At 43.0% G+C, this 22,551-nt stretch carries 19 protein-coding genes; 11 read left to right on the forward strand and 8 right to left on the reverse strand.

The window, feature by feature from the left end:
- Position 1 precedes the first annotated feature (1 nt).
- The 8 genes from J0656_RS17355 to J0656_RS17390 all read right to left on the reverse strand — a co-directional run bounded on the left by J0656_RS17355 (position 2) and on the right by J0656_RS17390 (position 12,716).
- Entirely contained in the window at positions 2 to 742 is a 741-nt protein-coding gene (locus tag J0656_RS17355) for a hypothetical protein (RefSeq protein WP_207036218.1), read from the reverse strand.
- Positions 720 to 6,530, reverse strand: coding sequence for a hypothetical protein (locus J0656_RS17360; RefSeq protein ID WP_207036220.1), 5,811 nt, complete (start codon positions 6,528 to 6,530; stop codon positions 720 to 722). The genes J0656_RS17355 and J0656_RS17360 overlap by 23 nt, the downstream gene beginning before the upstream one ends.
- Positions 6,531 to 6,537: 7 nt before the next feature.
- A complete protein-coding gene (locus tag J0656_RS17365) occupies positions 6,538 to 7,155 on the reverse strand; it encodes a hypothetical protein (RefSeq protein ID WP_207036221.1) in 618 nt (205 codons plus the stop codon).
- Entirely contained in the window at positions 7,145 to 7,687 is a 543-nt protein-coding gene (locus J0656_RS17370; RefSeq protein WP_207036223.1) for an OmpH/Skp family outer membrane protein, read from the reverse strand. Before J0656_RS17370 ends, J0656_RS17365 begins: the two co-directional genes overlap by 11 nt.
- A 2-nt stretch (positions 7,688 to 7,689) precedes the next feature.
- The gene (locus J0656_RS17375) at positions 7,690 to 8,493 is read right to left on the reverse strand and encodes a hypothetical protein (RefSeq protein WP_207036225.1); all 804 of its coding nucleotides are present in this window, start codon (positions 8,491 to 8,493) and stop codon (positions 7,690 to 7,692) included.
- 21 nt (positions 8,494 to 8,514) lie between these two features.
- Positions 8,515 to 10,365 (reverse strand): DUF2341 domain-containing protein, encoded by a 1,851-nt coding sequence (locus J0656_RS17380; protein WP_207036227.1) that lies wholly within the window; start codon positions 10,363 to 10,365, stop codon positions 8,515 to 8,517.
- On the reverse strand, positions 10,362 to 11,642 hold the full coding sequence (locus tag J0656_RS17385) for a fibronectin type III domain-containing protein (RefSeq protein WP_207036229.1): 1,281 nt from the start codon (positions 11,640 to 11,642) through the stop codon (positions 10,362 to 10,364). The genes J0656_RS17380 and J0656_RS17385 overlap by 4 nt, the downstream gene beginning before the upstream one ends.
- A gap of 741 nt (positions 11,643 to 12,383) precedes the next feature.
- A complete protein-coding gene (locus tag J0656_RS17390) occupies positions 12,384 to 12,716 on the reverse strand; it encodes a hypothetical protein (RefSeq protein WP_207036231.1) in 333 nt (110 codons plus the stop codon).
- Positions 12,717 to 13,093: 377 nt separating this feature from the next.
- Between J0656_RS17390 and J0656_RS17395 the strand changes: the two genes are divergently transcribed.
- The 11 genes from J0656_RS17395 to J0656_RS17445 all read left to right on the forward strand — a co-directional run.
- Positions 13,094 to 13,744 carry a hypothetical protein gene (locus tag J0656_RS17395; RefSeq protein WP_207036233.1) on the forward strand — a complete coding sequence of 217 codons (651 nt, stop codon included), beginning with the start codon at positions 13,094 to 13,096 and terminating at the stop codon, positions 13,742 to 13,744.
- 44 nt (positions 13,745 to 13,788) lie between these two features.
- Entirely contained in the window at positions 13,789 to 14,958 is a 1,170-nt protein-coding gene (locus J0656_RS17400; RefSeq protein ID WP_207036234.1) for a helix-turn-helix domain-containing protein, read from the forward strand.
- Between the two features lie 183 nt (positions 14,959 to 15,141).
- A complete protein-coding gene (locus J0656_RS17405; RefSeq protein WP_207036236.1) occupies positions 15,142 to 16,488 on the forward strand; it encodes an amidohydrolase in 1,347 nt (448 codons plus the stop codon).
- A gap of 127 nt (positions 16,489 to 16,615) precedes the next feature.
- Positions 16,616 to 17,233 (forward strand): hypothetical protein, encoded by a 618-nt coding sequence (locus J0656_RS17410; RefSeq protein ID WP_207036238.1) that lies wholly within the window; start codon positions 16,616 to 16,618, stop codon positions 17,231 to 17,233.
- A 47-nt stretch (positions 17,234 to 17,280) separates the two neighbouring features.
- Positions 17,281 to 17,850 carry a hypothetical protein gene (locus tag J0656_RS17415; RefSeq protein WP_207036241.1) on the forward strand — a complete coding sequence of 190 codons (570 nt, stop codon included), beginning with the start codon at positions 17,281 to 17,283 and terminating at the stop codon, positions 17,848 to 17,850.
- A 19-nt stretch (positions 17,851 to 17,869) separates the two neighbouring features.
- Entirely contained in the window at positions 17,870 to 18,334 is a 465-nt protein-coding gene (locus J0656_RS17420; RefSeq protein ID WP_207036243.1) for an META domain-containing protein, read from the forward strand.
- 25 nt (positions 18,335 to 18,359) lie between these two features.
- The gene (locus J0656_RS17425) at positions 18,360 to 19,514 is read left to right on the forward strand and encodes a hypothetical protein (RefSeq protein ID WP_207036245.1); all 1,155 of its coding nucleotides are present in this window, start codon (positions 18,360 to 18,362) and stop codon (positions 19,512 to 19,514) included.
- Between the two features lie 47 nt (positions 19,515 to 19,561).
- Positions 19,562 to 21,370, forward strand: coding sequence for an amidohydrolase (locus J0656_RS17430; protein WP_207036247.1), 1,809 nt, complete (start codon positions 19,562 to 19,564; stop codon positions 21,368 to 21,370).
- A gap of 331 nt (positions 21,371 to 21,701) precedes the next feature.
- Positions 21,702 to 21,944, forward strand: coding sequence for a type II toxin-antitoxin system ParD family antitoxin (locus tag J0656_RS17435; protein WP_108247227.1), 243 nt, complete (start codon positions 21,702 to 21,704; stop codon positions 21,942 to 21,944).
- Positions 21,931 to 22,224: a type II toxin-antitoxin system RelE/ParE family toxin gene (locus J0656_RS17440; protein WP_108247226.1), complete on the forward strand. Its 294-nt coding sequence runs from the start codon at positions 21,931 to 21,933 to the stop codon at positions 22,222 to 22,224. The genes J0656_RS17435 and J0656_RS17440 overlap by 14 nt, the downstream gene beginning before the upstream one ends.
- A gap of 137 nt (positions 22,225 to 22,361) precedes the next feature.
- Positions 22,362 to 22,551: hypothetical protein (locus J0656_RS17445; protein WP_207036249.1), on the forward strand; the 190-nt coding region annotated here is incomplete at its 3' end.

The following is a 22,551-nucleotide window of genomic DNA, read 5'->3' on the forward strand; positions in this document are numbered from 1 at the left end:
ATCAGTTTTTTCTATTGTCAATTATTTCAAAGTCCCTATATAGGGGTTTCAAGCTGTTCCCTTTGAACAGCTCCGCAATCGGTGGATTGATCTTTTTGGCACTATCGAAGTCGAGTACGTAATAGGTAATGACTTGTCGCTTGATTTTACTCTTTCCATCATACAGGTTCTCCACTTTCAATACACGATGTTCTTTGGTATCATAAGTGATTTTCTGAAGTACCAAGTTGGCCCTTTTAGCAAATTCCAGATTCGGCTCTACGGTTATGATTATTTGATCTTCATCCGCTAACGAACACTCCATGGCCTTTGCAGAGTTCAAAAGGGAACGTTGTACCTCCAAAAGTTGTGCATGGGCATCCATTTCCTTGAATATCCTGGGGTCTGAGCGGTTCCAATAAATGCGTTTCTGTTGCGGAAGTACCACAAAGATGTTTTCCCGATCTCCAAAGACGCTCATCTTCTGATCATGGACCATTATCCGCTCTTTACTGGTCAACACTTCGGTATTGTTGATTTGCACATCCATACCTGTATTGGGGGTAAATTCCGTTTCCATACGATACCTTAAATGGTATACCTTGCCCTCTAGCGGACCTCCCACACCCTCCATACGTTCCAAATAATCCAAGAGCAATTTCCTGCAATCACCGTTGGCATAAGGGCACTCCCTTCCCCATAGGACAAGGGGTAAAAAGGTTAAAATCAAGATGTATTTCCTAAAAGTTATCACGGTTTTCACGGGGTGTATTGTATTGTGTTTCGGTTATAGTTTTCAATCCTTTTTCGGTCTCAATGAGTTTTCTGACCAATTGTCCCTCATTATTATATTGATAGAACAGGCCAAAATGTTGATCGTCAAAAAGAGCTATCAATCGTAGGGACTTTGCATCATACACAAAGCAGGTCGTCTGTGACTCCTTAGGGGCAAATTTGATGTCATCCAGATAGATTGCAGGGTTATCAAAGGAAATGGTTGCACCGATAGGCTGTCCCAATGGCAGGGAAGCAGGTTCGATAAATGCCCGATACAGTGACCACTCCCCTGTTTTGGCAACAAATTCAGGCGAGTAATCGGTACCATTCACGTCGATGATCATATTGTCCAGTTCCCCGCCAACGGGCTTTGCCCAAAATTTAAGCCATCCACCCGATGTACTCAACTGCTCTTGGGCCACAACCGCATCAAAGACAGGAATGCCAGAGGGCACTTGCCAAGAAATATTTCCTGAATGTGCGGTACCCACCGCAAGACCAGGAATGCCAAAGCCTTGTTTATCCTCGAAATGTTCAAAGATCATTTCATCGTATTGGGCGTTCTGGGCTATCATGATCGGCTGGGTAAAATCATAGCCAAACCATGAGGCACTATGCACACCAAGAACATCTTCCTCTTCAAGGGCATTGCCATTGGGGGAGTATTTGGTCACCTCGCTCAACTTAACCCACCGCTGATCTTGCCCGGCCCCCATCGAATAGTCGAATGGAACAAAATCCTCCAAGATTCCACCTTCATATATCTTGCCCAATTGGGTATCCCTATTGGAGGATGGCTTTGTTTGCCCCTTATAGGCATAACTCTGGTGGAGCCTCCATATTTTTTCCAGTTCGGGGATCGCTGTGCCCGAACCATAAAGGAAATGGATGGTATTGTCCATCCAAGAGGACACACCTGCCAATGTATTGAAGGTATTGGAGCTGGAAGAAATTACCCTGTCTGCCTTGATGTTCCAGGTTCCGGCTTCCGTTTCGGTAGGGTTCAATGGATTGGCTCCTGCACCATAGGTGATGACCTGTCCGGAACTGGCCAGCAATTGGTTCGTATACTCCAAATTTTCAGATTTCCTACCCATTTGGGCGTAGTTCCAATGAGCGGGAATATTGAGGCTGTATATGGAACCGTCGTGCAGCTCCCCTGAGCCGGTAACCGGAATACGATGGTAAGCATCATAGGTCTTGGTCAGCACTGGTCGCCCCGTCGCATCGTCAAAGGCCAAATGCTCGGTGGTCGAAGCAATGTTATCGCTATAGGATACCACTTTCTTTTGGATGGCGGGATAGTTTATCACCTTGGTGACAGCATATTTGCTCAACTGTTGTTCACTATAAGCAAACTGTAACCAACCAGAAACAAAAATGGGCGGGGGAAACACTAGACCTACACTGACATCGATCTCAAAATTAAAATCCAAGTTTTGGTTCTGTAATCTGAACCGTTCCATGGTCATATCCATTTCCTTTCCTGGGGTGTCCCAAGTATAGGTGCCATCCCCTTGCATCATAGGCACCTTTTCTCCAGGTTCATAATAATGAAAATCCTGGCCGGAGGAAATATAGCTCGAATTGCCCTTGCTATAATCGCCTCCATAGGTTCGTACCGATTTCGGTTTTCCGTCCATGGCGTTCAAGATGAACCTAAAACCTTGGGATGCCCAGGCTTTATCAATGCTATAACTGAAATTGGGTGTTGGTATGCTGAGTTTATCGTCATAGCTATCGTCCTGTAGTACGGAATATTCTACCCCTTTATCCGGGTTCCCAAAGCCAATATCATATCGAGTATCTGAATTCGGGTCACTTTGGGTATAATCATACAGCTTGTCAAAGGGATAGTCCTTGGTGGTATAGTACTCATATATCGTATGTCCTGAGCCTGTTTTTCCCTTATGGATATTCTCTACGACGACACGGGCATGTTTTACCGACGGTGCGGGCAATAGGGACTCACCGATAGGGCCTTCCGATTGTTCCTTGTCCTTTCCGACAATCAGTCGATTGAGCCATGATTGGTCCTTTTTGGGCAAGAAACCTACCAAGGGGTTTTCTTCGCGCATTTCATTGGGTTCGTTGGTAGCCACACCACTACTGCGGCCATCCTCGAGTTCATATATGTATTCCTGTCCGTAAATTGCGGCATCCCCGGTCTCGATACCCCTGTCGTACATCAATACCCTTTTGACCCGGATGCCATCTCCTCGCTTCGCCTTATTTATGGGTATTTTCAAGTAGGAAAGTTCCGGGTTCAGTGCCTTGCAGACCTCTGTTTTTTGTGGATAGGAAGAGTTCAGGGCCAAACCGGAAACTGTGGTCATCCCCGCTATGGTAAATTCAGCTATGGCCAACGCGTCCCCGATGTTTTCCACCAATGGACCTTCACATCCCGCAAGTTCGGTAATTCTCCGTTCATATTTTGCTTCCATCTGTGATTCGCAACCGGCCGTGAACTTGCCCCAGCGTTGGGTGGTATAAAAATCATAACAAGCTTGTCTAGGGGTCAATCGGTATCCCTCGTCCTCAACGGGACTGTCGAAAAGCCCTACTCCAACTAAATTTTTTCCATCACTGGATCCGTCCAACTGAATGGATATTTCATTGGTACCAGGTTCATATAGAACATCAAGTACTTTGGCATACCCGGTCATATATTCCGATTTGCAGTTGGAGATATCCGCAAAAGTACCCTCAAGGGCATACAATAACTTAAAGTAAATCCGCTTGTCCACCTTTAGATTGCCCAAGTCATTTGCCAAGACATTGGCCACTCCCCCTGATACCGGAGGTATGGTCTCATTAAAATCTTCAAGAAAATAGGTCTTAAGGTATTGGTAGAGATCCTCTATTTCCGCTGCGTCCTCCAATGGGTCATAACCTATGTCGGAAAGATCCAGGGTATACGTCGGAGCATCGTAACTGTCATCCGCATCACTAAGCTTGACCAAGGCCATCACATTCCGGTCCTGTACATAGGAATAATCCTTGCTCTCGTATTCCACCAATATCTGTCCCCCTGAAGGAAGGGTCACCTGCTTCAATTGCCAAGCGGCAGGGTCAAAGACATTCTCAGGGATATCGCCTTGATAGGGCCATTTGATCAAGTTCAGGTGCCTTTCCCTTCCGTTATACTGATTTCCTCCCCAAGCATCCAATAAATGCGGAGCATAGTCCGGGTTTTGGGCATTGACAGAGTATCTGTCGCTTAAAGAGAAAAAACCATCCAAGCTTGGGTGCTCATCCACTAAATACTGTGGATAATCCGCACGGTCCTTATACCTATAATCGAATTTATAGGAACTGATACGGGCGCTCACCACCCCCTCAAACTCCGACCAGACCTTTCGCAAGGTAAGTTTACCGCTGTTTTCGGCAATGGTATTGTTGGGAAAGTTCCCATGGATGTTATTGGGCAGATTTCCCACCAAGGAATAATCATATTTAAAATTTGTGGTCTGCAAAGGCACTTCTGGTCTGCTCTTGGCAAAAAGCACGACCTTCTCCAAATATTCCAATTGATCCAAGCTGTTCTTCGCTCCCTCGTCATTGGAGGAGATGTCCTCTGTGGTAAGTTCTGTGGCCCCCAATCCATCAAAGCGGTCTATACCGGTTCCTTGAAGATACTGCGCCTGATCACTTCCCGGGTCCACTCCAAATCGGGCAGGGTCGGATGTATTGGTCACAAAATAGGCAATGTGTGTTTTGGTCTCCACTTTTTTCAGGAAATGGATTTCCTTTTCCCCGGTGGTTACAAAACCCGTGTCGTCCTTGGTATCGGATATTGAATTTTTTGCATACAACAGCCCATTGTAGGGAATACGCCAACGGTACCAGTCGGAATTGCCTTCATCGTTGTTTTCTCCATACTTTTTATGATATTCGAACTTGGTCCACCCTCCAAAATCGCCTTCGTCCGGCCCCGGTGTCCCCATATCGATATAATCCGAAGTAGTGATACTGGTCAAAAGGGAAGTGACCGGATAGGCTTCCTTCTTCACATCACCGACCATCACGTTATGCAAACATTGGTCCACATCGAAATTGCTGTCAAGGTAAAGCCGTTTAAAGGCAAGATAATTCTCTTCCACACGATCATTACTCTCTACATCCATGGACAAGGTTGCTGTATTTCGAACCATCATATCCACGTCATAGGTATACTTCAATCCAGCCTCATTGTATATACTGAACCCGTTGGTCTCCTTTTCAATATGCGAACTCGGTTTGGCCATGGATTCGTCCAGATCGGTCACTTGTTCTGTAGACAAGGTGGGGAACACATTGGTGATACCTGGAAAATTAGGCGAAGCCGTCAAACTTGCTTTGGCCAATTCGTTGTTACCATATTCCATTTTTCCACCCATGTCACCATAAAATCGGTACATGTGATCTTGAGCGGGCGCATTGAATAAGAAATTGTCCTCGTTCGTGTTTCCCTGTTTTGACCAATCGCCAATCTTGGATTTGGTATTTCCAAAAGCCATGTTGACCCCTACCCCCACATTGGTTCCGATCATGGTTTCTACCCCTATGCCGTAGGTTCGGCGCTTGTTCTGATCTCCATCAATTTCTTCCGGAAAATAATGGCCCACACTTTTACGGTAGGGCCTGAATCCTCCCATGAGTCCTTCTCCGGTCAACATATAATTGTCCGGGGTGGAAAATGGAATACCAATAAAATAATCTCGCCTATCGAAAGCCTGACCCTTTTCCGTAATATAATCCGTTCGATAATCCCCAACCGCAGAAGGAGTGTTCAAATAACCAAAAGTCGTTATAGTGTCCCGAGGTTTTGTCTTGCTCAAACTAAAAGTCCCAGACAAACCGCCCTCTATACCTATAGGTGCAACTGCAGCGTTGATTTGTGCCCCAAAACTCACATTGAAACTATATCCATTCAATTTGGACAATGACGTGGGCATGCCCATATCGGTAAAGGTCCTAAAAGGCGTAAGCGTACCTGTTGCGGCACCTGTTGCCGAGGCTGCCAATTCCTTTTTGTCGATTTGGAGCACATTTTTATCAAACCGAACAAAACCTTTGTCCTTGGTGCTCTGGACCGGAACCAATGTTCCCCCGTTGGTTTTTTGGAACAATCGCATTGGATTGATGTCGGCGCTGAAAGTGATACCTGAGGCCGAACGGTTCATGGAAAGACTTCCAAAACCTTTGGATAGTCCTATTGAAGAAGTTTTTGCAACACCTTGATAATTATTGAACCTTACATATTTTCCCAAGCTCAGCGAGCCAAGACCGGAACCTGATGCCAAATCCATTTGTTGTGACCTAGCCTGCTCCTTTTTACTTGCACTGAACACTTCCAAATTCAATTTCTCCGACCCACTCAAAGTCCAATTTGGCCTGGTCTTGTTGTAAACGTCAATGGGAGTATTGTCATATTCATCGGGCAATCCCCTGACATTTTTGTTAATGGCCCCAGGATTGAGGGTCCATCCATGACCTACCCAGGATGCCTCCTCTTCTGGGGAGGTCCCAGAGTGATAGGACAATGACATGGCATAACCACCTCCATCCGGACCGGGAATCTGAATGACGGGCAAATTATAGGTGAATCCCCCGGATAGGGGGTCCACTAAATTGGTTGTGGCCACAGGTTCAAAACTTGAAAACTCGGGCATATTGGGTCCTGATGTCAATGCATTAATGGAATTTACGCTTGGCAACACAATGGTCAATATCATATCCAGCAATAGGATATAGGCCACTGTTCGAACATATTTTTTGCAGATTGAAATCATGTCGTTATTAGTTTATAAATTGAAGCGTTGGTATCTGTTCCAAGGCTTTCCTGTTAAACATAAAATGGCTGATGCCAGTATCCATAAAAGGGTCGTCGAAAACAACATCGACAACATTTTCCCCTAAACCTTCCACCTGGGTTCTTGGGAATACCACATAAAAGCTCTTTTTTCCCCCGACCTCATAGGTGTTCTCATAAGTGGCCAAAACAGGGGGTATCCTCTCCCCGCCCGCTCCTTTTATATAAAGGTGGTTCCGCAATTCAAAATTTAGGACATTTGCGCGTTCCCGGTAAGCCACCATATCAGGGACGTTATAATTGGACACGCTAACCTCTTCCTTATTGTGTACCACAGTAAACAATAAGGTCATAGAGGAGTCGAACTGATGCTGTAAGGCGTCGATATCTTCATCTCCTTTAATCGATTCCATGTAGGCCAGGTATTCCGGTGGAAGGTACTTAAGTGACATCGTAAACCCGTTGGCCGAGATTGCTTTGACACAACCATTGTCCGGGTCGTCCAACCATTTGAGAAAGGCCGTCTCCGTGCCCATGGTTCGGGTACATCCGCTCAAGACCATCAATGCCACTACCACATAAAAAATCTTACTATTAAATCCCATTGACATATTCTTTGTTCAATGCCTTCAAGACTTCATCGGTCACATCGGTTCCATGGTCCGTATACATTACATTCCCTTGTCCATTGGCCCCCAGGATGACATCATATCCCTTTTCCTTGCCATATCGCTCCATAAAATCGTTGATCTTGTTGTACACGCCCTTTAGAAGTTTTTCCTCCTCCTTGGCCGATTGTTCTTCTAGCTGTGTCCCCAAAACAATCAATTCCTGTTGCATTTTTGAGAGATTTTCTTCTTGTTGGGCATGTTGTTCCGGTGAGCGTTCAGGTTTCAATACTTCATGTTCCCTTTTCTTGGTCTCAAAAATTTTTCTTCTATCATTGAAGCCCTTTGTTAATTCCTCTATTCGTATTTCGTAGGCATCCCTGGCTTCCTTAAAACCCTGGTATCCTTCCAATACCTTTTGGGAATCCACGACGGCCACTGTAGTTTTCGGAGTAAAAAAGGTTGATAACCACCAAAACGCCCCTACGGCAATTGCCCCGAAAACACTATAAATTATTTTTCCGTTCATCTTTATTGTATTATAAATTGACCATTGAATATTTTTTGTTGAAGTGTGAGTTGAAACCTATAAAGGCCCGATTGTGCTTGGGTACCGTCCCATATAAATTTGTTATTTTCCACATCGGGCGGAATATTGGCAAGAAACTCGTTGGGTCCAGTAATCTGTAAACTGGCTCCTTGTGCGCTCAATAGGTCGGATAGATCAAATTCCAATGGTACCGACCGGTCATATTGTACTCCGTTGACAAGGTTTAGTGTGAAAGGAACCATATACCGTACACGTCCATTGGTAAAAGTGACGGTATCCCCTTCGACATTATAAAACTCGGTACTTAATGCCCTCCATTGACCGTTTTGAAACACCTCTACGCTATAGACTCCCTGAATCTTATTGATTCGAAGGTTCAACGCCGATCTGTCATTGGTAGATACAACATTGACCAGTAGGGAAACATCCCCACCTCCTGCGGGTGAGGTGTCGACAAATACCTCGCTCTGCTCGGACCCACTCGTGAGATTATCTATGGTTGACCCATCAAATACAATCTCAAAGTCCGCTATGGGCAGATTTTGAGTGTTGACAGTGATTCCCGAGGCAACACTGACAATCTGTGCGACAAAAAAACTTCCTGATTGGATATGCGTACCGGGTTGAAGTATAATGGCATTGCTTGCTTGGAGATTGACGTCCCCCGATGCAGAGTTGACAATATATTCCGTTTGTCCAATATCAGGCTTTGTGATCGTATTGGTTTGGGCATTGGAGACCATTCCCAAAAGGAACAGTACTACCATCATTGCTAAATTTCTCATAACTTCTTCCGCGTGATTGGTTTATTGATTTCTCGATTGACGTATTTCCTTTGTTAGCTTATCGATTTTCTTGTTTTGCTGAATCAGATAAAGGGTCATTTCTTCAATCTTTTCCAACAGCAGCTTGTTCATTTCTGCCAATCCGAACCCGTTGCCCTCCACTTCCTTGGCAGAAGGTAGATTGGGTAAATGACCATTTTCTTCAATATAGATTTCTAGGGCCTCAAGGGTCGGCAAGGGGTAATCGCCTTTAAATACATAATCGGGCCAGTTCCCGCTCAATTGCACTTGGACCTCCTCTGTTATCAACTTTCCGTCAATGGCCATTTTATATCCATTGGGAACGGAAGTGGTACCAACCGTGACAGCCCCTAGATAGGAAGCAACATTATCGGTTTCGGTCCACACAGCTCCGGAAGGTCCTCCCGACCCAGAATCCGTGGTCACCGAAATTGAATTGCTCGCCGCGCTTTCATTGCCCGCTGCATCCAAGGCGGTGACCGTAAAAGCATAGGTACCGGAGGGGGTCAATCCGGTCACTTGATAGGTATTCACATTTCCTACAGTAGACTCCAAGACCCCGTCCTTAAAAACACGGTATCCAGTTACCCCGATATCATCGGTAGCACCATCCCAAGATAGGTCAACAGTTGTATCTGAATTTGAATCAATGGCAAGTGTCGGACTAGTGGGACTTTGGGTATCTGTTTCCCCTGATACATCCACAGGTGTTCCTGCACTGGCAAATGAAGATGGACTCAATTGATTATTATATTCCGTGGCAATCCATCCATCCGAGCGGTAATTGTTCGCTACGCGCAATTCATCCAAGGTCCCATCAAGAGAAAAAGGTCCATTACTCCGGCCGCCCAGATATAAATTCTGAGCCAGTCCATCCGGCAATTGTTCTATCTGTACCACTTGAGAAAAATCACCATTAATAAAGGCCTTCGCTCCGGTCCCGGTAGCATCGAGCCGCATTACAATATAATTCCATTGATTGGCGACATAGGTCATTCCAAATGGATTATTGCCAGAATCATAAAAATCTACCTCATTGCTTGCCCACAACAACATGTTATACCCTACATTAACCGTTTCACTACGTTTGGCTATTACATAAAAATCGTGATAACTTTCTGGGTAAAACCACCCTGAAATGGTCAGGTTGGAAGTAAGGTTGAGGCTTGAATCGTTCCCTGCATTAATCAGTTCATTTGATCCATTTAGGATGATTCCCTGACCAATTTGAGCCGGTTGACTGTCATTGGAAGCCATGGGCACCGAGGTTGAACCATGATTTGAATAGGGGGCACTATCCATGATTTGTGGTGCAATGCCCGATGGGTCGTCCTCCAAGTGCCATATGGCTCGATAGTCCGACCATACCGCTTGACTTCCATAAGTGGAATCAGAAGCTGGTTGTGATTCTCCGGCCTTGTTGTACCAAATGTAAATGGTTGTGTCCGAGGTATTGGATAAGGTAGGTAGCTTGACCCATATTTGACATTTTCGATTGGACGGAGTAGTACTAGTGACAAATTCCACAATATCAATGGGCAACTGTACATTTCCTGAAGCATCACTTGAAAAACGGATATCCCCGCCGCCATTCAGCGCAGAATAAGTGCCATCATCAACGATTTCGGTGTTTAGTTGATCAAGAGTAATCAATACTGGAAAATTAGTAAGGTCGGAAGACCCTTCCACTTGAGAGGCAGAAATGGTAATGGGCTGCTTTCTAGCCCAACCAGAAAAGCCCATTGGAATTTCATATTCCGCCCCATCATCTTTGGGAGTCATATGAGCAAACAGTACAAAATGGACCATAAAGGACAATGCCAAAATAGAGAACATGGGTAATCTTTTCATCTTTTTTCGTTTTTAAGTTGTTGTTCCAACTCCTCTAACTTTTTATACTGCGAAAGGTTTTCTTCCTTAAGTTCGATGACATGCAGAAAAAGTTCCTCGATTTTTTCCAATAGCAATCGGTTCATCTCACCTAGTTCAAACCCTGACAACTCCACTTGGTCGGCCGAGGGCATATTGTGCAGGTGTCCTTTCGTCCGAATATGATTCTTGACCGCCTTTAGTGACATGAGGTCATAATCCGCTCTAAAAACATAATCGGGCCAAGCTTCGCTAAGCTGGACCCTTACCTCTTCGGCAATTAATTTATCGGCAACGGACATGCCATAACCAGAGGGAACCTCGGTGGTTCCCACGGCGATAGGCCCTATAAAGCTGGCCACACCATTGTTTAGCGTCCAAATAGTACCAGAATTTGAATTGGTTGTAATAGAAAGTATATTGCTCGTAGGACTTTCATTCCCGGCCAGATCTAGTGCTGTAATCGAGATATTATAAGTTGTACCTGATTCAAGGTCGGTCACCTCACAAGAATTGATATCACCAAGAGTCTTTTCAAGGACACCATTCTTATAAACCTTATAATTAGTGACCCACACATCATCGGTAGCACCTGTCCATGATAGTCCAATTGAACTATTTGTAATGTTAGTAGTCGAAAGGATCGGGGCGGTCGGTGGTACCGTGTCACTCTCTACTATGCTCACACTATCAACAAATAGTACATCACCCACTGCTCCATTGGATCCGGACCCTGTGTAAATCTTTAATACAATCGTTGTATCCGTTGCGGTGACATTAAAATTATATTCCGTCCAGGTAGTCCCCGTTGTTATATGGGTTGGATTCGAGAAACCAGTGACCCCTTCCCAAGAAGCAAACGCTGGATCAGCACTTTGCGACCCAGCCTTTACCCAAATACTGATTGTATAAACTTTATCCACAATAGCGTTGAAAGTATACCTGATATTCCTATCATTATCAGCGGTACTTGGTGCCTCGATCCGTAATGCATAACTCCCCTGTTGGGGATCATTCGAGTCAGAAGTAATTATGGTAGAACCTGCGGTCCACCAACCCGAGGTCGTATCATCCTCGTTGTCTAAGCTAGCTGCATTGCTATGGGTATGCAATTGTTGAGATAATACTCGTTGAGAGCCCAACCAGAGGAGCAATATTATCAAGAAGAATCCTTTGGCACGAACCGCTGGGAAAGCTTGGGGCAGGGCAAAATAAGGTTCTGTAAGACGAAGTACGAGCATTTCGTACTTCGATCTCAATCGAAGATTGTTTATCATAAGTAGGTTAGTGTTATTTATGTAAAAACTTACTTTGGGAATAAGTATTTACATCACAATTATAGGTTTTTTCTTACTTATAATTAAATGTCATCCTACATTTTCGATGAAATACAACATTAGATTAAGGTCTTTGGTTTCTCTAATGGCGCATTAAAACAATTTCAGAAGTAATCTTTAAACGAATTACTAACCATACAGTTAGTATTTATGGAAACCGGCTGGGCATCAAGATAAGTTAAAGCTTTTGTCTTGGCGGTATTTGATAAATAGAGATGAAATTGTAATCTAAAGTTTACATTGTACGAATCAAAACTAAAAAGTTCTCACATATCAAAAAAATAGGCTCGGTTCGGGACTTAAGTACCAAAACTTTAGTGTGATATTTAAAATAGTAATGCCTTTAAGGAACCGTTTTTTGATTAAGTTCATTAACAAGAAAACTATAACCCTGTAAGGGTTAAATACTCAGAACCACCAAAAACGGTTAATTGAACCATCTTGGATTTAGTTATAATTAAATCTGCATCCATTACCTTATTAATGTTACCGTACTTACTTTTCTCCGTTTCGAAGGGTATAACGAACACTTTTTGCAAGAATATTTTAAAAATATGATGGAGAAATTTGGACTCGGGCCGGGATTCAATTGTAGTCTCAAATAAAATTTAAGACAAATTAGCTTAAAACAAGATTCGAAAGCATTCTTTTGTTAAAGTTTAGTTAAACCAGAGCCCCATTCGGTGGTACTATAAATTTAGTCCTCGAACACCCCCTAAAAACACTGAGTTTTTCCAATTCGGAAAATACCATCATCCCTTCCCCGAACAATTTTCCTTGGTTCGCGGCATTGAAGGGACAGACAACACATGCCCCTGATTTGGGCATCAAAGTTTTGTCCGTTACATCAAAACAGGCTTTGGTCAAATCATAGCTCCGACTTTCAATCATCCGTTTGATCCGATGCCCTTGATATTCTCCTTCAAGGCTTTCCAGCATCTTCTGTTGTTCCCCTGGCTCGAAAAGGGCCACTTCCACCCCAAGTGAAATGGTCATTTCCCCATTTCGGACATAGGCCTTGAACCCCCTCGATCAACCCTGCCAGTTTGATGCGCTGCCGGACAATGTGAACTTGAAAGGAAGGATAACATATATTTTATTGTTTTTCTGGTATAGGGGATAGGTCTTTGCATATATAGAATATGGAAAAAGGATTTGGTCAAGGAGATCAAATGAAAAAACAATCAATTTCCAACCTTATAAAGTAAAAATCTTCAGAATTCCCCCCAGTGGCCTTCATTAGCGCTTATATACATCAATGGAAATTGCGTCACAAAGCCATTTTTAGGAAAATCCCTACGTTTTTATAAATTTGAATACTATTTTTATCGTAATGCTCAAATTGTTCAAAGTATTTTTCTAAAAAAGCTAAAATGAGAAACTTTCACTTTTTGATATTGATTGTATTGATAGTTGGTTGCCAAAGCAGTAAAAATATGCTATCAGCCGAATGGGTCAAACCAAACTATTCCTCAAGGACATTTGCTAAGCTAGCAGTGATTGTAGTTAGTAAGGATTATGAAATAAGACAGGAAGCAGAAAAAGCAATAGCCCATAATTTGACCAAGAATGGTCAAAATGCGGTCAAAGGGACTTCATTTTTACCCTTAAATTCCAGTGAGAGCGACTGGAAGCCTGAAAGTGTGGCCCAGAAATTAAAACAGAACCAAATAGATGGAGCCCTTGTCGTTGGATTGGTCAATACCAGAGATCGTCAAGTATACAAGCAAGGAGAGGACATTGTCTATCCCTCTGGATATGTAAGAGTGGGGAGAAACATTTATAGAACCTATGGTCAGGTCCAAACACCTGGCTACTATACCCATGAAAAAGAGTACATTATAGAATCCAACCTATACGATTTGGAACAGTCCTCCACCAATAAAAAGGATGCCTTGGTGTGGACAGGGCAATCAAGTGTGGGAAGCTACCCATCACTGCGGCAAGCATCCAACTCCTATGGAAAAAGGTTGGTGCGCCATTTAATGGAAAACAATAGTATCCTTCTGACCAATTCGCAATGATTGACAATGAACCTAGACCTTCATGAACTTCCTATGGCCAACCGATGATACTTAGATACGAATTGTTGGTCATTATTTCTTTTGGTGCTTTCCTTATAGGTGTTATATGCGCATGGATTCTATTCTCATTCACCAAAAAAAGGAGGTTTTCCAATAATGTATTGGCATTTGGATTGCTCGGATTGGCAATGATCATTGTTGCTAACACTTTGACCTATACCGATATTTATTTTCGTGTCCCACACCTATTCAGGAGTATTTTTTTTGTTCACTATTTGATACCGCCACTTTTTTACATTTATGTCAGGAGTATGGCGAATGGGGAAACGGGGTTTAGAAAGTATGATTGGCTATTTTTTGTCCCTGCGACACTTCATTTTATGGAGATGATCCCTTTTTATTTAACCGGGGCGGATGAGAAGCTGGACCTGATTCGCTCCCTCTTTCAATCCCCTACCAATCTGTTTGCGCATAGGGAAGGAATGCTGCCGCCTTTCACGCATCCTTTTTTGAAAACCTTTTTGGGATTGATCTACACCTATTTTTCCATAACAATATTATTAGGTGTTCACAATAATTTTGAAAATGGAACAATGACAAAGAAAATGGGAATATGGCTCTGGGGATTGGTCATACAGCTTGGAACATTTTATTTATTGGCATTCATCATTTTTTGCTTCCCCTACTATTTTTCCAATTTTATCATTGTAGTTGATATTCTGATCATGGGCGTTCTGTTGTCCACTGCCTTGACCCTAATGTTCCATCCCTCGGTGTTATATGGAATGGGTTTGGATGTACAAAAACAACAGGACAAGAATGGAAATACCTTTTCTTTGAGCAATGAACAGATGATTTGTTACGAACAGACCATAACTTCCTTTTTTAAGGATGAGCGTCCATTTTTGAACTGCGACTACAAAATCAACAAGCTATCCGAGGACATTGGTGTCCCAGTCCACCATATTTCTTATTTCATCAACTATACTTATGGACTGAGCTATTCCAATTTTATCAACAGGGCCCGTATTGATCATATTATCTCAATATATCAGGATGAGAAATACCGACAACTCACCTTGGAAGGGATTGCAAAGGAAGCTGGATTCAATTCACGTAATACTTTTATTAGGGCCTTCAAGAAATATATAGGTGTGACCCCCTCCGAATATTTTCTTGGACAAGTTGAAAATAATGATTCCTCAAATCCCTAAAACTGTTCCATTTTCTAAAATTGAACAAATTCTTACCACGGTTGGTGCCTGAATATTGGGCCAAAATCTAATTTTGGAACAACGACGTTTTATGTAGTTTGTTTCCCAAAGTAAGTTCGACACCAAATCCAATAGGGCGTTCCACATGCCAAGTCAAAGATGATTTACCTTAAATACCGAGCCATGAAAACGAATAAATACAGTTTATTTCCAACGCTACTCCTATTCTTTATCAATAGTTTGTATGCGCAAACCGACATCTCACAAATCATCGAAACTTCCATCGACAAGGACCAAAGTCGATTGATAGAGATTTTCAAGGACATTCACCAGAATCCCGAACTGGGTTTTATGGAGACCCGCACCGCGGGCGTTGTGGAAAAGGAATTAATGTCACTTGGCTATGAGGTAAAGACAGGAATTGGCGAAACTGGTGTCGTCGGGATCCTGAAAAACGGAAACGGCCCCACGGTCATGTACCGGGCGGATATGGATGCCAATGCCGTGAAAGAAACCACAGGGCTTCCTTATGCCAGCACGAAAGTTGTGAAGAGGGAAGATGGTTCGGAAACACCGGTCATGCATGCTTGTGGACATGATGCCCATGTCACATGGATGTTGGGTGTTGCCAAACTTATGGCAGAACACAAAGAACTCTGGAAAGGCACTCTGATCATGGTAGGCCAACCGGCGGAAGAACCTATTCTGGGGGCAGAGGCCATGGTGAACGATGGGCTGTACACCACGCATGGCGTTCCCCAACCTGATTACTTATTTGGGTTACACACCGCACCGGTCGGTGTCGGTCTAGTGGCTGCCGCAACTGGAGTCCGCATGGCAGGAACAGATCAAATTGATATCACATTTCACGGGGTGGGAGGCCATGGTTCCATGCCCAACCTCACTAAGGATCCCGTTGTCATGGCTGCTTCGGCGGTCATGCAATACCAGGCCATTGTCAGTAGGGGAATCGACCCGAAGAATTCTGCGGTCATCACAGTGGGGTCAATTCAAGCTGGAAGCGATAACAACGTCATTCCAGCTTCCTCTTTAGTCAAGGTGAATTTGCGCTGGTTCAACGAGCATGACCGGCAACTGTTGATAGAAGGGATCAAGCGTATCAATGAAGGCATTGCACATGCCTACAATATGCCCAAGGACAAATTTCCGGAAATGAAAATGAAAGGTTGGTCAACACCCTTGGACAATGATGTCGAATTGACCAAGACGGTCCAGAACGCACTTGAAGGCCTGGTCGGGGAAAAGAATATCCTAAAGGAAGATCGCCTGCCCTCCGTCATGGGGTCGGAGGATTTTCATCACTTGGTGGTACACAATAAAATCAAAAGATACTGTTATGCCCAGGTTGGGATTGCCCCACCAGAAATGTTCGAACAAGCACTTCAGGAAGGCAAAGTCTTTCCATTTGGTGCGCATAACGGGGACTTTCAAGTGGATCTCGATGCCATTCCCTTGGGAACAAAGGTAGGAGCTACAGGACTCTTGGCTATTTTCAAAGAATCAGAATAAGCAAGCAATATACTAAACACTAACCATAACTATTTAAATCATATTCTTCTACTGCTTATAGTTTTAAGGACTAAATAGCAGTCATTGCTTGCACGCTACGCAGAAAAAGAATTCAAACCATGATCAAATGAATTTACAAGAGAAAAATAATGCATGGCTTTACCGAATATTACATCTAATTATGGTATTGGGTCCAATGCTCTGCTTTTCACAATCCGTATGGAAATCCCCCACCTACCAAAAAAGGAAATACCGAAAGGTAATGGTAGTGGCCAAAACCTCTGATGGATTGGCACAACGACAACTGGAGGATGCCACCGTTCAACAATTAAAGGAAAATGGGATATCAGCAATTCCAGCTTATGCCCATATTAAAAAAACTGATTATGCTTTGGAGGAAACCTTGAGGAAAAAAGTGGATGAATTAGAGGTAGATGCATTGCTGGCATATACGTTTGACCACCCAAAGTCGGCATACAAAAGTTCTCCCTCCGTGGACGCCCGTGTTGGAGTGCCCGTCAAGATGGGAATTTTCAGGGGCTTTTTGGGCACCAGTGTCCCCTTGGCCGGAGAAACAAAAAACGTTGACAAAATCTCAGGTAAGGCCACTTGGTACACATGCACCAGTGATGAAATGCAATGGAGCCAATCGTTAAGTGGCAAACTGAACAAGGATACCCAGAAGTTGGCGGAAGATTTTGCCCAAAAAACCATCAAAAGTATGGTCAAGCACAATTTGTTTTAACCATGAACGAAGATTATCGACCAAACCTACCTCAATGTGATAGGCTAATGAAAAAAGGATTTTTTCCCAGTCTGTATTTCATTGTTGCAAGCATTTTTTCATTGTTCAACTCTGAAATAATTGGCCAAGAAAAAGATAACCAAGCCCAATTTAAAGTTCACCACACCTTGGGCGCGGTATTGAGCCATACCCAAATTAGCCAAGGTATCCAGCAAGATGGGGAACGAAAGTGGTTGGCACTGCCCTCCTTGGGAATTAACTATAACTATATGTTCAATCCAAAATGGAGTATGGGACTGCACAATGATATTGTCATTGAAGATTATCAAGTGGAGAACCATTTAAGAAGTGGCGGAGGTGACCGGGTCTTGGAAAGGTCATACCCTATTGCAAGTGCTTTGGTGGCAGGGTATAAACCAGAAAAAAGTATCAGTTATATCCTAGGCATAGGTGGGGAATTTGCCCAATCGGCAAGTTTCTTTATGGTCAGAATTGGATTGGAATACGGTTTTCATATCGACACGAAATGGGAATTGAGCATAAATTTGATCAACGATTTGAAAGTAAATGGGTATAACTCATTTTCTTACGGTCTTGGGGTTACAAGAATACTTTGACCTCTTAAATATATGAACTATGAAAGCCTTATCTATTTATCTCACGCTCATGGTACTGATGTCCATGTCCTGTAAAAGTCATCAGAATACAATTGGCAATTCATCAAAAACAAAAGAGACCACTATGGATGATGGCATTACCGAAAAATACTGGAAATTGATCGAGCTCAATGGCCAATCGGTTGAAACACGGGAAAACCGAAAAGAGATCCATATGATATTAAAGGACAGGGATAGCCTTGTCACTGGATTTGGGGGCTGTAACAGTTTGAGTGGGACCTATGCCTTGAACAAGGCCCAGAGCAGGTTAAATTTCTCAGGAATAAGAGCCACCTTAATGGCTTGTGAGGACATGGAAACCGAGCAAAGGTTTCACGCAATGCTTTTGAAAATTGACAACTATACCTTAAAAAAAGACACCTTATCATTGAACAGGGCCAGAATGGCTCCATTGGCCAAGTTCAAGGTTGTATACTTAAAATAGTTCAATGCCACAAAACCAATACAATATGTATTTGAAACCGATCAAAACCACATATGCAATCCTCAGTACGGCACTTGTTGTACTAATGCTGGGTTCCTGCTCATTAGTCCGTATCGAAAGTGAACAGGAGCCATTAACGGTAAAGGCATTGAATACTAGACTGATGACCCAAGACTTTGTCGGGGAAGCGATGGAGGTCACACAAAAAACAGCTGATACCATACTAAAAGACAAGCCCTCTCCGGAGACCCAAAAATTACTTTTGCTATGGAAAATAAACACGGCAAAGCAACTTAAGGTCCACGGTTTTCAGGCAGCACCTGAGGTTGCATTATTGGATGTATGGACCTATATGATCAGAACCAAATATTTTTTTGCTGCTCCCAAACCTGATTATATGTCCGATACGACTTATCAAACCCTACAAAATACAACAACTGCAAACGCCAATAAAATAAGTAAGATTGCGCAGAGTGTCCACAGCAAAAAGGATTTCGAAAAATTGGCATTGTTCGTTGAGGAACAGGCAAGAACAAATCCCATTACTAGCTACGATTTTGAGACCATTTCATCGGTCAAAGAGGATTATTTAAAACTGACCGAAACCCCGGATAGTTTGTCGGTGCGAACGGTCGGCACCTTGTCCGAAGTGGTCTCAGATTTGGGAAGCAAACTGAGTTATGGCAGTGAGCTCACCAGAAAACAGTTGCAATGGGAGACTCTTTTATACCTAAAGGAAAAGGGGTTGGATACCTTGGATATGCAAAAAAAATTGCAGGAGTTTCAGGATCAAACACATCGTTTGATCACGATAGCGGAAAATTCACCACAACTCTTGGACAGTGCCCTAATCAATTTTCGGAATCAGATCGACCCTATATTCATAGGTTTGGAAAGGGGAATTACATCTTCCATGATCGCCCTGTCCAACGAATTTTCCGAGATAGACCTTTTATTGGAGCGGGAACGGTTGGCATTGGACTCCATACTTCAGCGCGAGCGAAAGATCATTACTGAGGAAGCGCATTTGCTCATGGATTCCGGTATAAAAAATACCATGGAAGAGTTACGGAAAACCATACGGACCCTTACCGTTTTGGCCATCTTTTTGATCATCGTAATCCTTGGGCTTCCCTTTTATGCCGGTTATTTATTGGGTAAAAAGAAAAATGTAGCTTAAGACAAGCAATGGATATCTCACAAAAAATAAACCAAGAAAGCTAAATCATGAGAACACTTATTCTTTTAATTTCAGTTTGCACCCTGTTCTGCGGGTGCCAGAAAGAGCAAGGTCAAGAAAAGGCCGATACCATTTACTTCGGTGGTGACATTGTAACTATGGAAGGTGAATTCCCAGAGTATATCGAGGCATTGGCAGTTAAAAATGGAAAAATCCTTTTTGCAGGACCGGAAAATGAAGCCATGGGATTCTCCAGCGATTCGACCCGTTTGGTGGATATTATGAACAAAACAATGATTCCTGGCTTTTACGACCCGCATTCCCATGTGGTTTTTCAATCGGCAAAGTTTGGGTGTGTAAACTTGGATCCCTACCCCATAGGGGATGTAAGGACCATTCCGGACATTCAGCGTAAACTTCGGGAACACATCAACCAAAAAAAGCCAAAAACGGGCACTACCATCATAGGCTGGGGATATGATGATACGGGACTGGAAGAAATGCGTCACCCCAATAGGGACGACCTAGACGCCGTCTCAACGGAACATGCCATTGTATTGATGCATATTTCATCCCACCTGATAACTTGTAACAGCAAGGCCTTGGAGTTGGCCGGTATCTCTGCCGGCACAAAAGATCCCAATGGTGGTAAAATACAAAGACGTCCAGGAAGTAATCAACCATTGGGTGTTATGGAAGAACAGGCCATGTTCCTCCTTATGAAAATATTGCCCATCCCGACCATTGATGAGGCCATAACCTTGATGGAACAAGGTTTGTTGAACTATGCGGCAGAGGGAATCACCACATGTCAGGATGGCAACACCATGCCCGATGCCATGAAATTATTGCAAGTAATGGAGGCACAAAACAAGTTGCCCATAGATGTAATCAGTTACCCGATGTACAAATTTACCACAGATTCGCTTCTCAACGTAATATCCGAAGACTTCAATACCACGGACCGTCTTATCACCAAGGGGATAAAGCTTACGATCGATGGCGCGATACAAGGATATACCGCTTATCTGAGCGAGCCTTATTTTGTTCAACCAGAAGGCAGTTCTGAAGTGGAGGAAGCGGGCTGTATAAACGAGTTTGGGGGACAGCTGGTCACAGGTGAAACTTCCCACACTGAAACTGAGAAGTTGGTCATAAAAGATTTCGAGGGGTATCGTGGCTATCCCAGCATGACACAAGAAGAGATTGAAGACTGGATCCGGAAAGCGGACGAAAAAGGAGTGCAATTGATTGTTCATTGTAATGGGGATTCAGCCGTTGATTTATTGATTGGGGCATTAAATAAGGTACGCGGCAAAACACCAAGGCCAGATTTGAGGACTACCATCATTCACTCGCAGACCATACGTGACGAACAAATGGACTACGCCGCAGAAAATGGAATCATACTTTCCTTTTTCCCCATCCACATTGAGTTTTGGGGAGACAGGCATCAATCGCTTTTCCTGGGAAAAGAAAGAGCTGAGCGGATAAACCCAGCAAATACGGCACTACGTAAAGGAGCCAAAATCACCTTGCACCATGATGCCCCAATTGCGCATTGTGGGATGTTGCCCGTTATTTCTGCTGCGGTCAATCGTTTGACCAGCGGGGGACAACTGCTCGGGCCCGATGAAAGAATCACACCCTACCAGGCCTTGTGTACGGTTACACGTGATGCCGCCTATCAATCCTTTGAAGACTATAGGAAAGGAACGCTTACCAAGGGGAAATTGGCAGACTTGGTCATCTTGGACCAAAACCCCTTAAAGGTGGATCCCAAAGAGATCAAAAACATCAAGGTTCTGGAAACCATCAAGGAAGGGGTGTCAATTTTTAAAAACAAGGAACAATAACTTAAATGAAATGGTCTTATTGTAATTAAGTCCATTGCAAGGTCAAAAAACCATATATTAGAACCACCGGGTTGAACATAATATTTTCTTTCGTTTTCCACCTAGTCCTATCTTGCAAAAAACGGTCAAATCGAACCCCTGAAAACGGAATTCTTTGGGCTATCCAAAAAACAGTTTCAGACTTTGTCATAAATGGGTTTATATTAGTTTTTGCTATGCACACTTCAATCCTGCGCGGGTGGTATACTAAAACCGTCCTGTCCACTTGTTTAAAGCCTTGTCTTTTAGGTGGTGCGAAAAAGTATTATATTGCACCACATAAATCAAAGTTATGGGAACAATTAGAAAATCAATCACTTTTACAAATCAACAAGATGGTTGGATAAAGCTTAGGGTTCAATCAGGTGACTTTACGAATGACAGTGAATATATAAGAGATTTGGTAAGAAAGGACCAGGAAGAGAACATGAAGCTCATGGAACTTAAGAGCGCAATTGATGAAGGTTTACAAAGCGGTAGAAGTAAACTAAAAATAAGTGACATTATCACAAAAGTTGATAATGGGGAATTATAATTTATCCACAAGAGCCCAATATGACTTGGTTGGAATATATAAGTATGGGATAAAATTCTTTGGCCCTGACCAAGCCAACAAGTATTTATTGAATTTAGATGATTTTTTGGAGGAGCTGGCTGGACGCCCAGAGTTGGCAAAAGATGCAGGGATTATTTCTGGCTCCTTAAAATACTATAGTTATAAAGCCCATGTTATTTTCTATCAAATTGAAGGCGTGGACGAAATTTTTATCGTTAGGGTTCTGGGCAAACGCATGAATTTTATTGAACACCTTTAAAAATAAAATTAATTACAACTACTCCATAAAAATCTATTAAAAAAACAACCGAACAAATACATATTTAAGTATAAATCGCACAGTCTAAGCTGTTCTATAACCAGAACACCAAATTGGGTTAAAACCCATCATTTTTAATGTTAAAAAGGTTAAAAGGCGCAGCACTATTAACGTTGCTACGCCAATCACCAATTAAACAAACTCAATATGTAGATACCCCAAAAATTAGGGCAGTAAGTTTAATCATTAAATTTACTGAATATGACACGAAGAAAGTTTACCCCGAAGTTCAAGACCAAAGTGGTATTGGAAGCCTTGAAAGAGCGG

It is taken from the genome of Flagellimonas aurea, from assembly GCF_017313785.1.
In the GTDB taxonomy this organism is placed as follows: Bacteria; Bacteroidota; Bacteroidia; order Flavobacteriales; family Flavobacteriaceae; genus Flagellimonas; species Flagellimonas aurea.

What these genes read in the sequence shown, in the direction of transcription:
- J0656_RS17360 (WP_207036220.1), bottom strand. Translation starts at nt 6,530, where the DNA reads ATGATTTCAATCTGCAAAAAATATGTTCGAACAGTGGCCTATATCCTA.
- J0656_RS17365 (WP_207036221.1), bottom strand. Translation starts at nt 7,155, where the DNA reads ATGGGATTTAATAGTAAGATTTTTTATGTGGTAGTGGCATTGATGGTC.
- J0656_RS17370 (WP_207036223.1), bottom strand. Translation starts at nt 7,687, where the DNA reads ATGAACGGAAAAATAATTTATAGTGTTTTCGGGGCAATTGCCGTAGGG.
- J0656_RS17375 (WP_207036225.1), bottom strand. Translation starts at nt 8,493, where the DNA reads ATGAGAAATTTAGCAATGATGGTAGTACTGTTCCTTTTGGGAATGGTC.
- J0656_RS17380 (WP_207036227.1), bottom strand. Translation starts at nt 10,365, where the DNA reads ATGAAAAGATTACCCATGTTCTCTATTTTGGCATTGTCCTTTATGGTC.
- J0656_RS17390 (WP_207036231.1), bottom strand. Translation starts at nt 12,716, where the DNA reads ATGACCATTTCACTTGGGGTGGAAGTGGCCCTTTTCGAGCCAGGGGAA.
- J0656_RS17395 (WP_207036233.1), top strand. Translation starts at nt 13,094, where the DNA reads ATGAGAAACTTTCACTTTTTGATATTGATTGTATTGATAGTTGGTTGC.
- J0656_RS17400 (WP_207036234.1), top strand. Translation starts at nt 13,789, where the DNA reads ATGATACTTAGATACGAATTGTTGGTCATTATTTCTTTTGGTGCTTTC.
- J0656_RS17405 (WP_207036236.1), top strand. Translation starts at nt 15,142, where the DNA reads ATGAAAACGAATAAATACAGTTTATTTCCAACGCTACTCCTATTCTTT.
- J0656_RS17410 (WP_207036238.1), top strand. Translation starts at nt 16,616, where the DNA reads ATGAATTTACAAGAGAAAAATAATGCATGGCTTTACCGAATATTACAT.
- J0656_RS17415 (WP_207036241.1), top strand. Translation starts at nt 17,281, where the DNA reads ATGAAAAAAGGATTTTTTCCCAGTCTGTATTTCATTGTTGCAAGCATT.
- J0656_RS17420 (WP_207036243.1), top strand. Translation starts at nt 17,870, where the DNA reads ATGAAAGCCTTATCTATTTATCTCACGCTCATGGTACTGATGTCCATG.
- J0656_RS17425 (WP_207036245.1), top strand. Translation starts at nt 18,360, where the DNA reads ATGTATTTGAAACCGATCAAAACCACATATGCAATCCTCAGTACGGCA.
- J0656_RS17430 (WP_207036247.1), top strand. Translation starts at nt 19,562, where the DNA reads ATGAGAACACTTATTCTTTTAATTTCAGTTTGCACCCTGTTCTGCGGG.
- J0656_RS17435 (WP_108247227.1), top strand. Translation starts at nt 21,702, where the DNA reads ATGGGAACAATTAGAAAATCAATCACTTTTACAAATCAACAAGATGGT.
- J0656_RS17440 (WP_108247226.1), top strand. Translation starts at nt 21,931, where the DNA reads ATGGGGAATTATAATTTATCCACAAGAGCCCAATATGACTTGGTTGGA.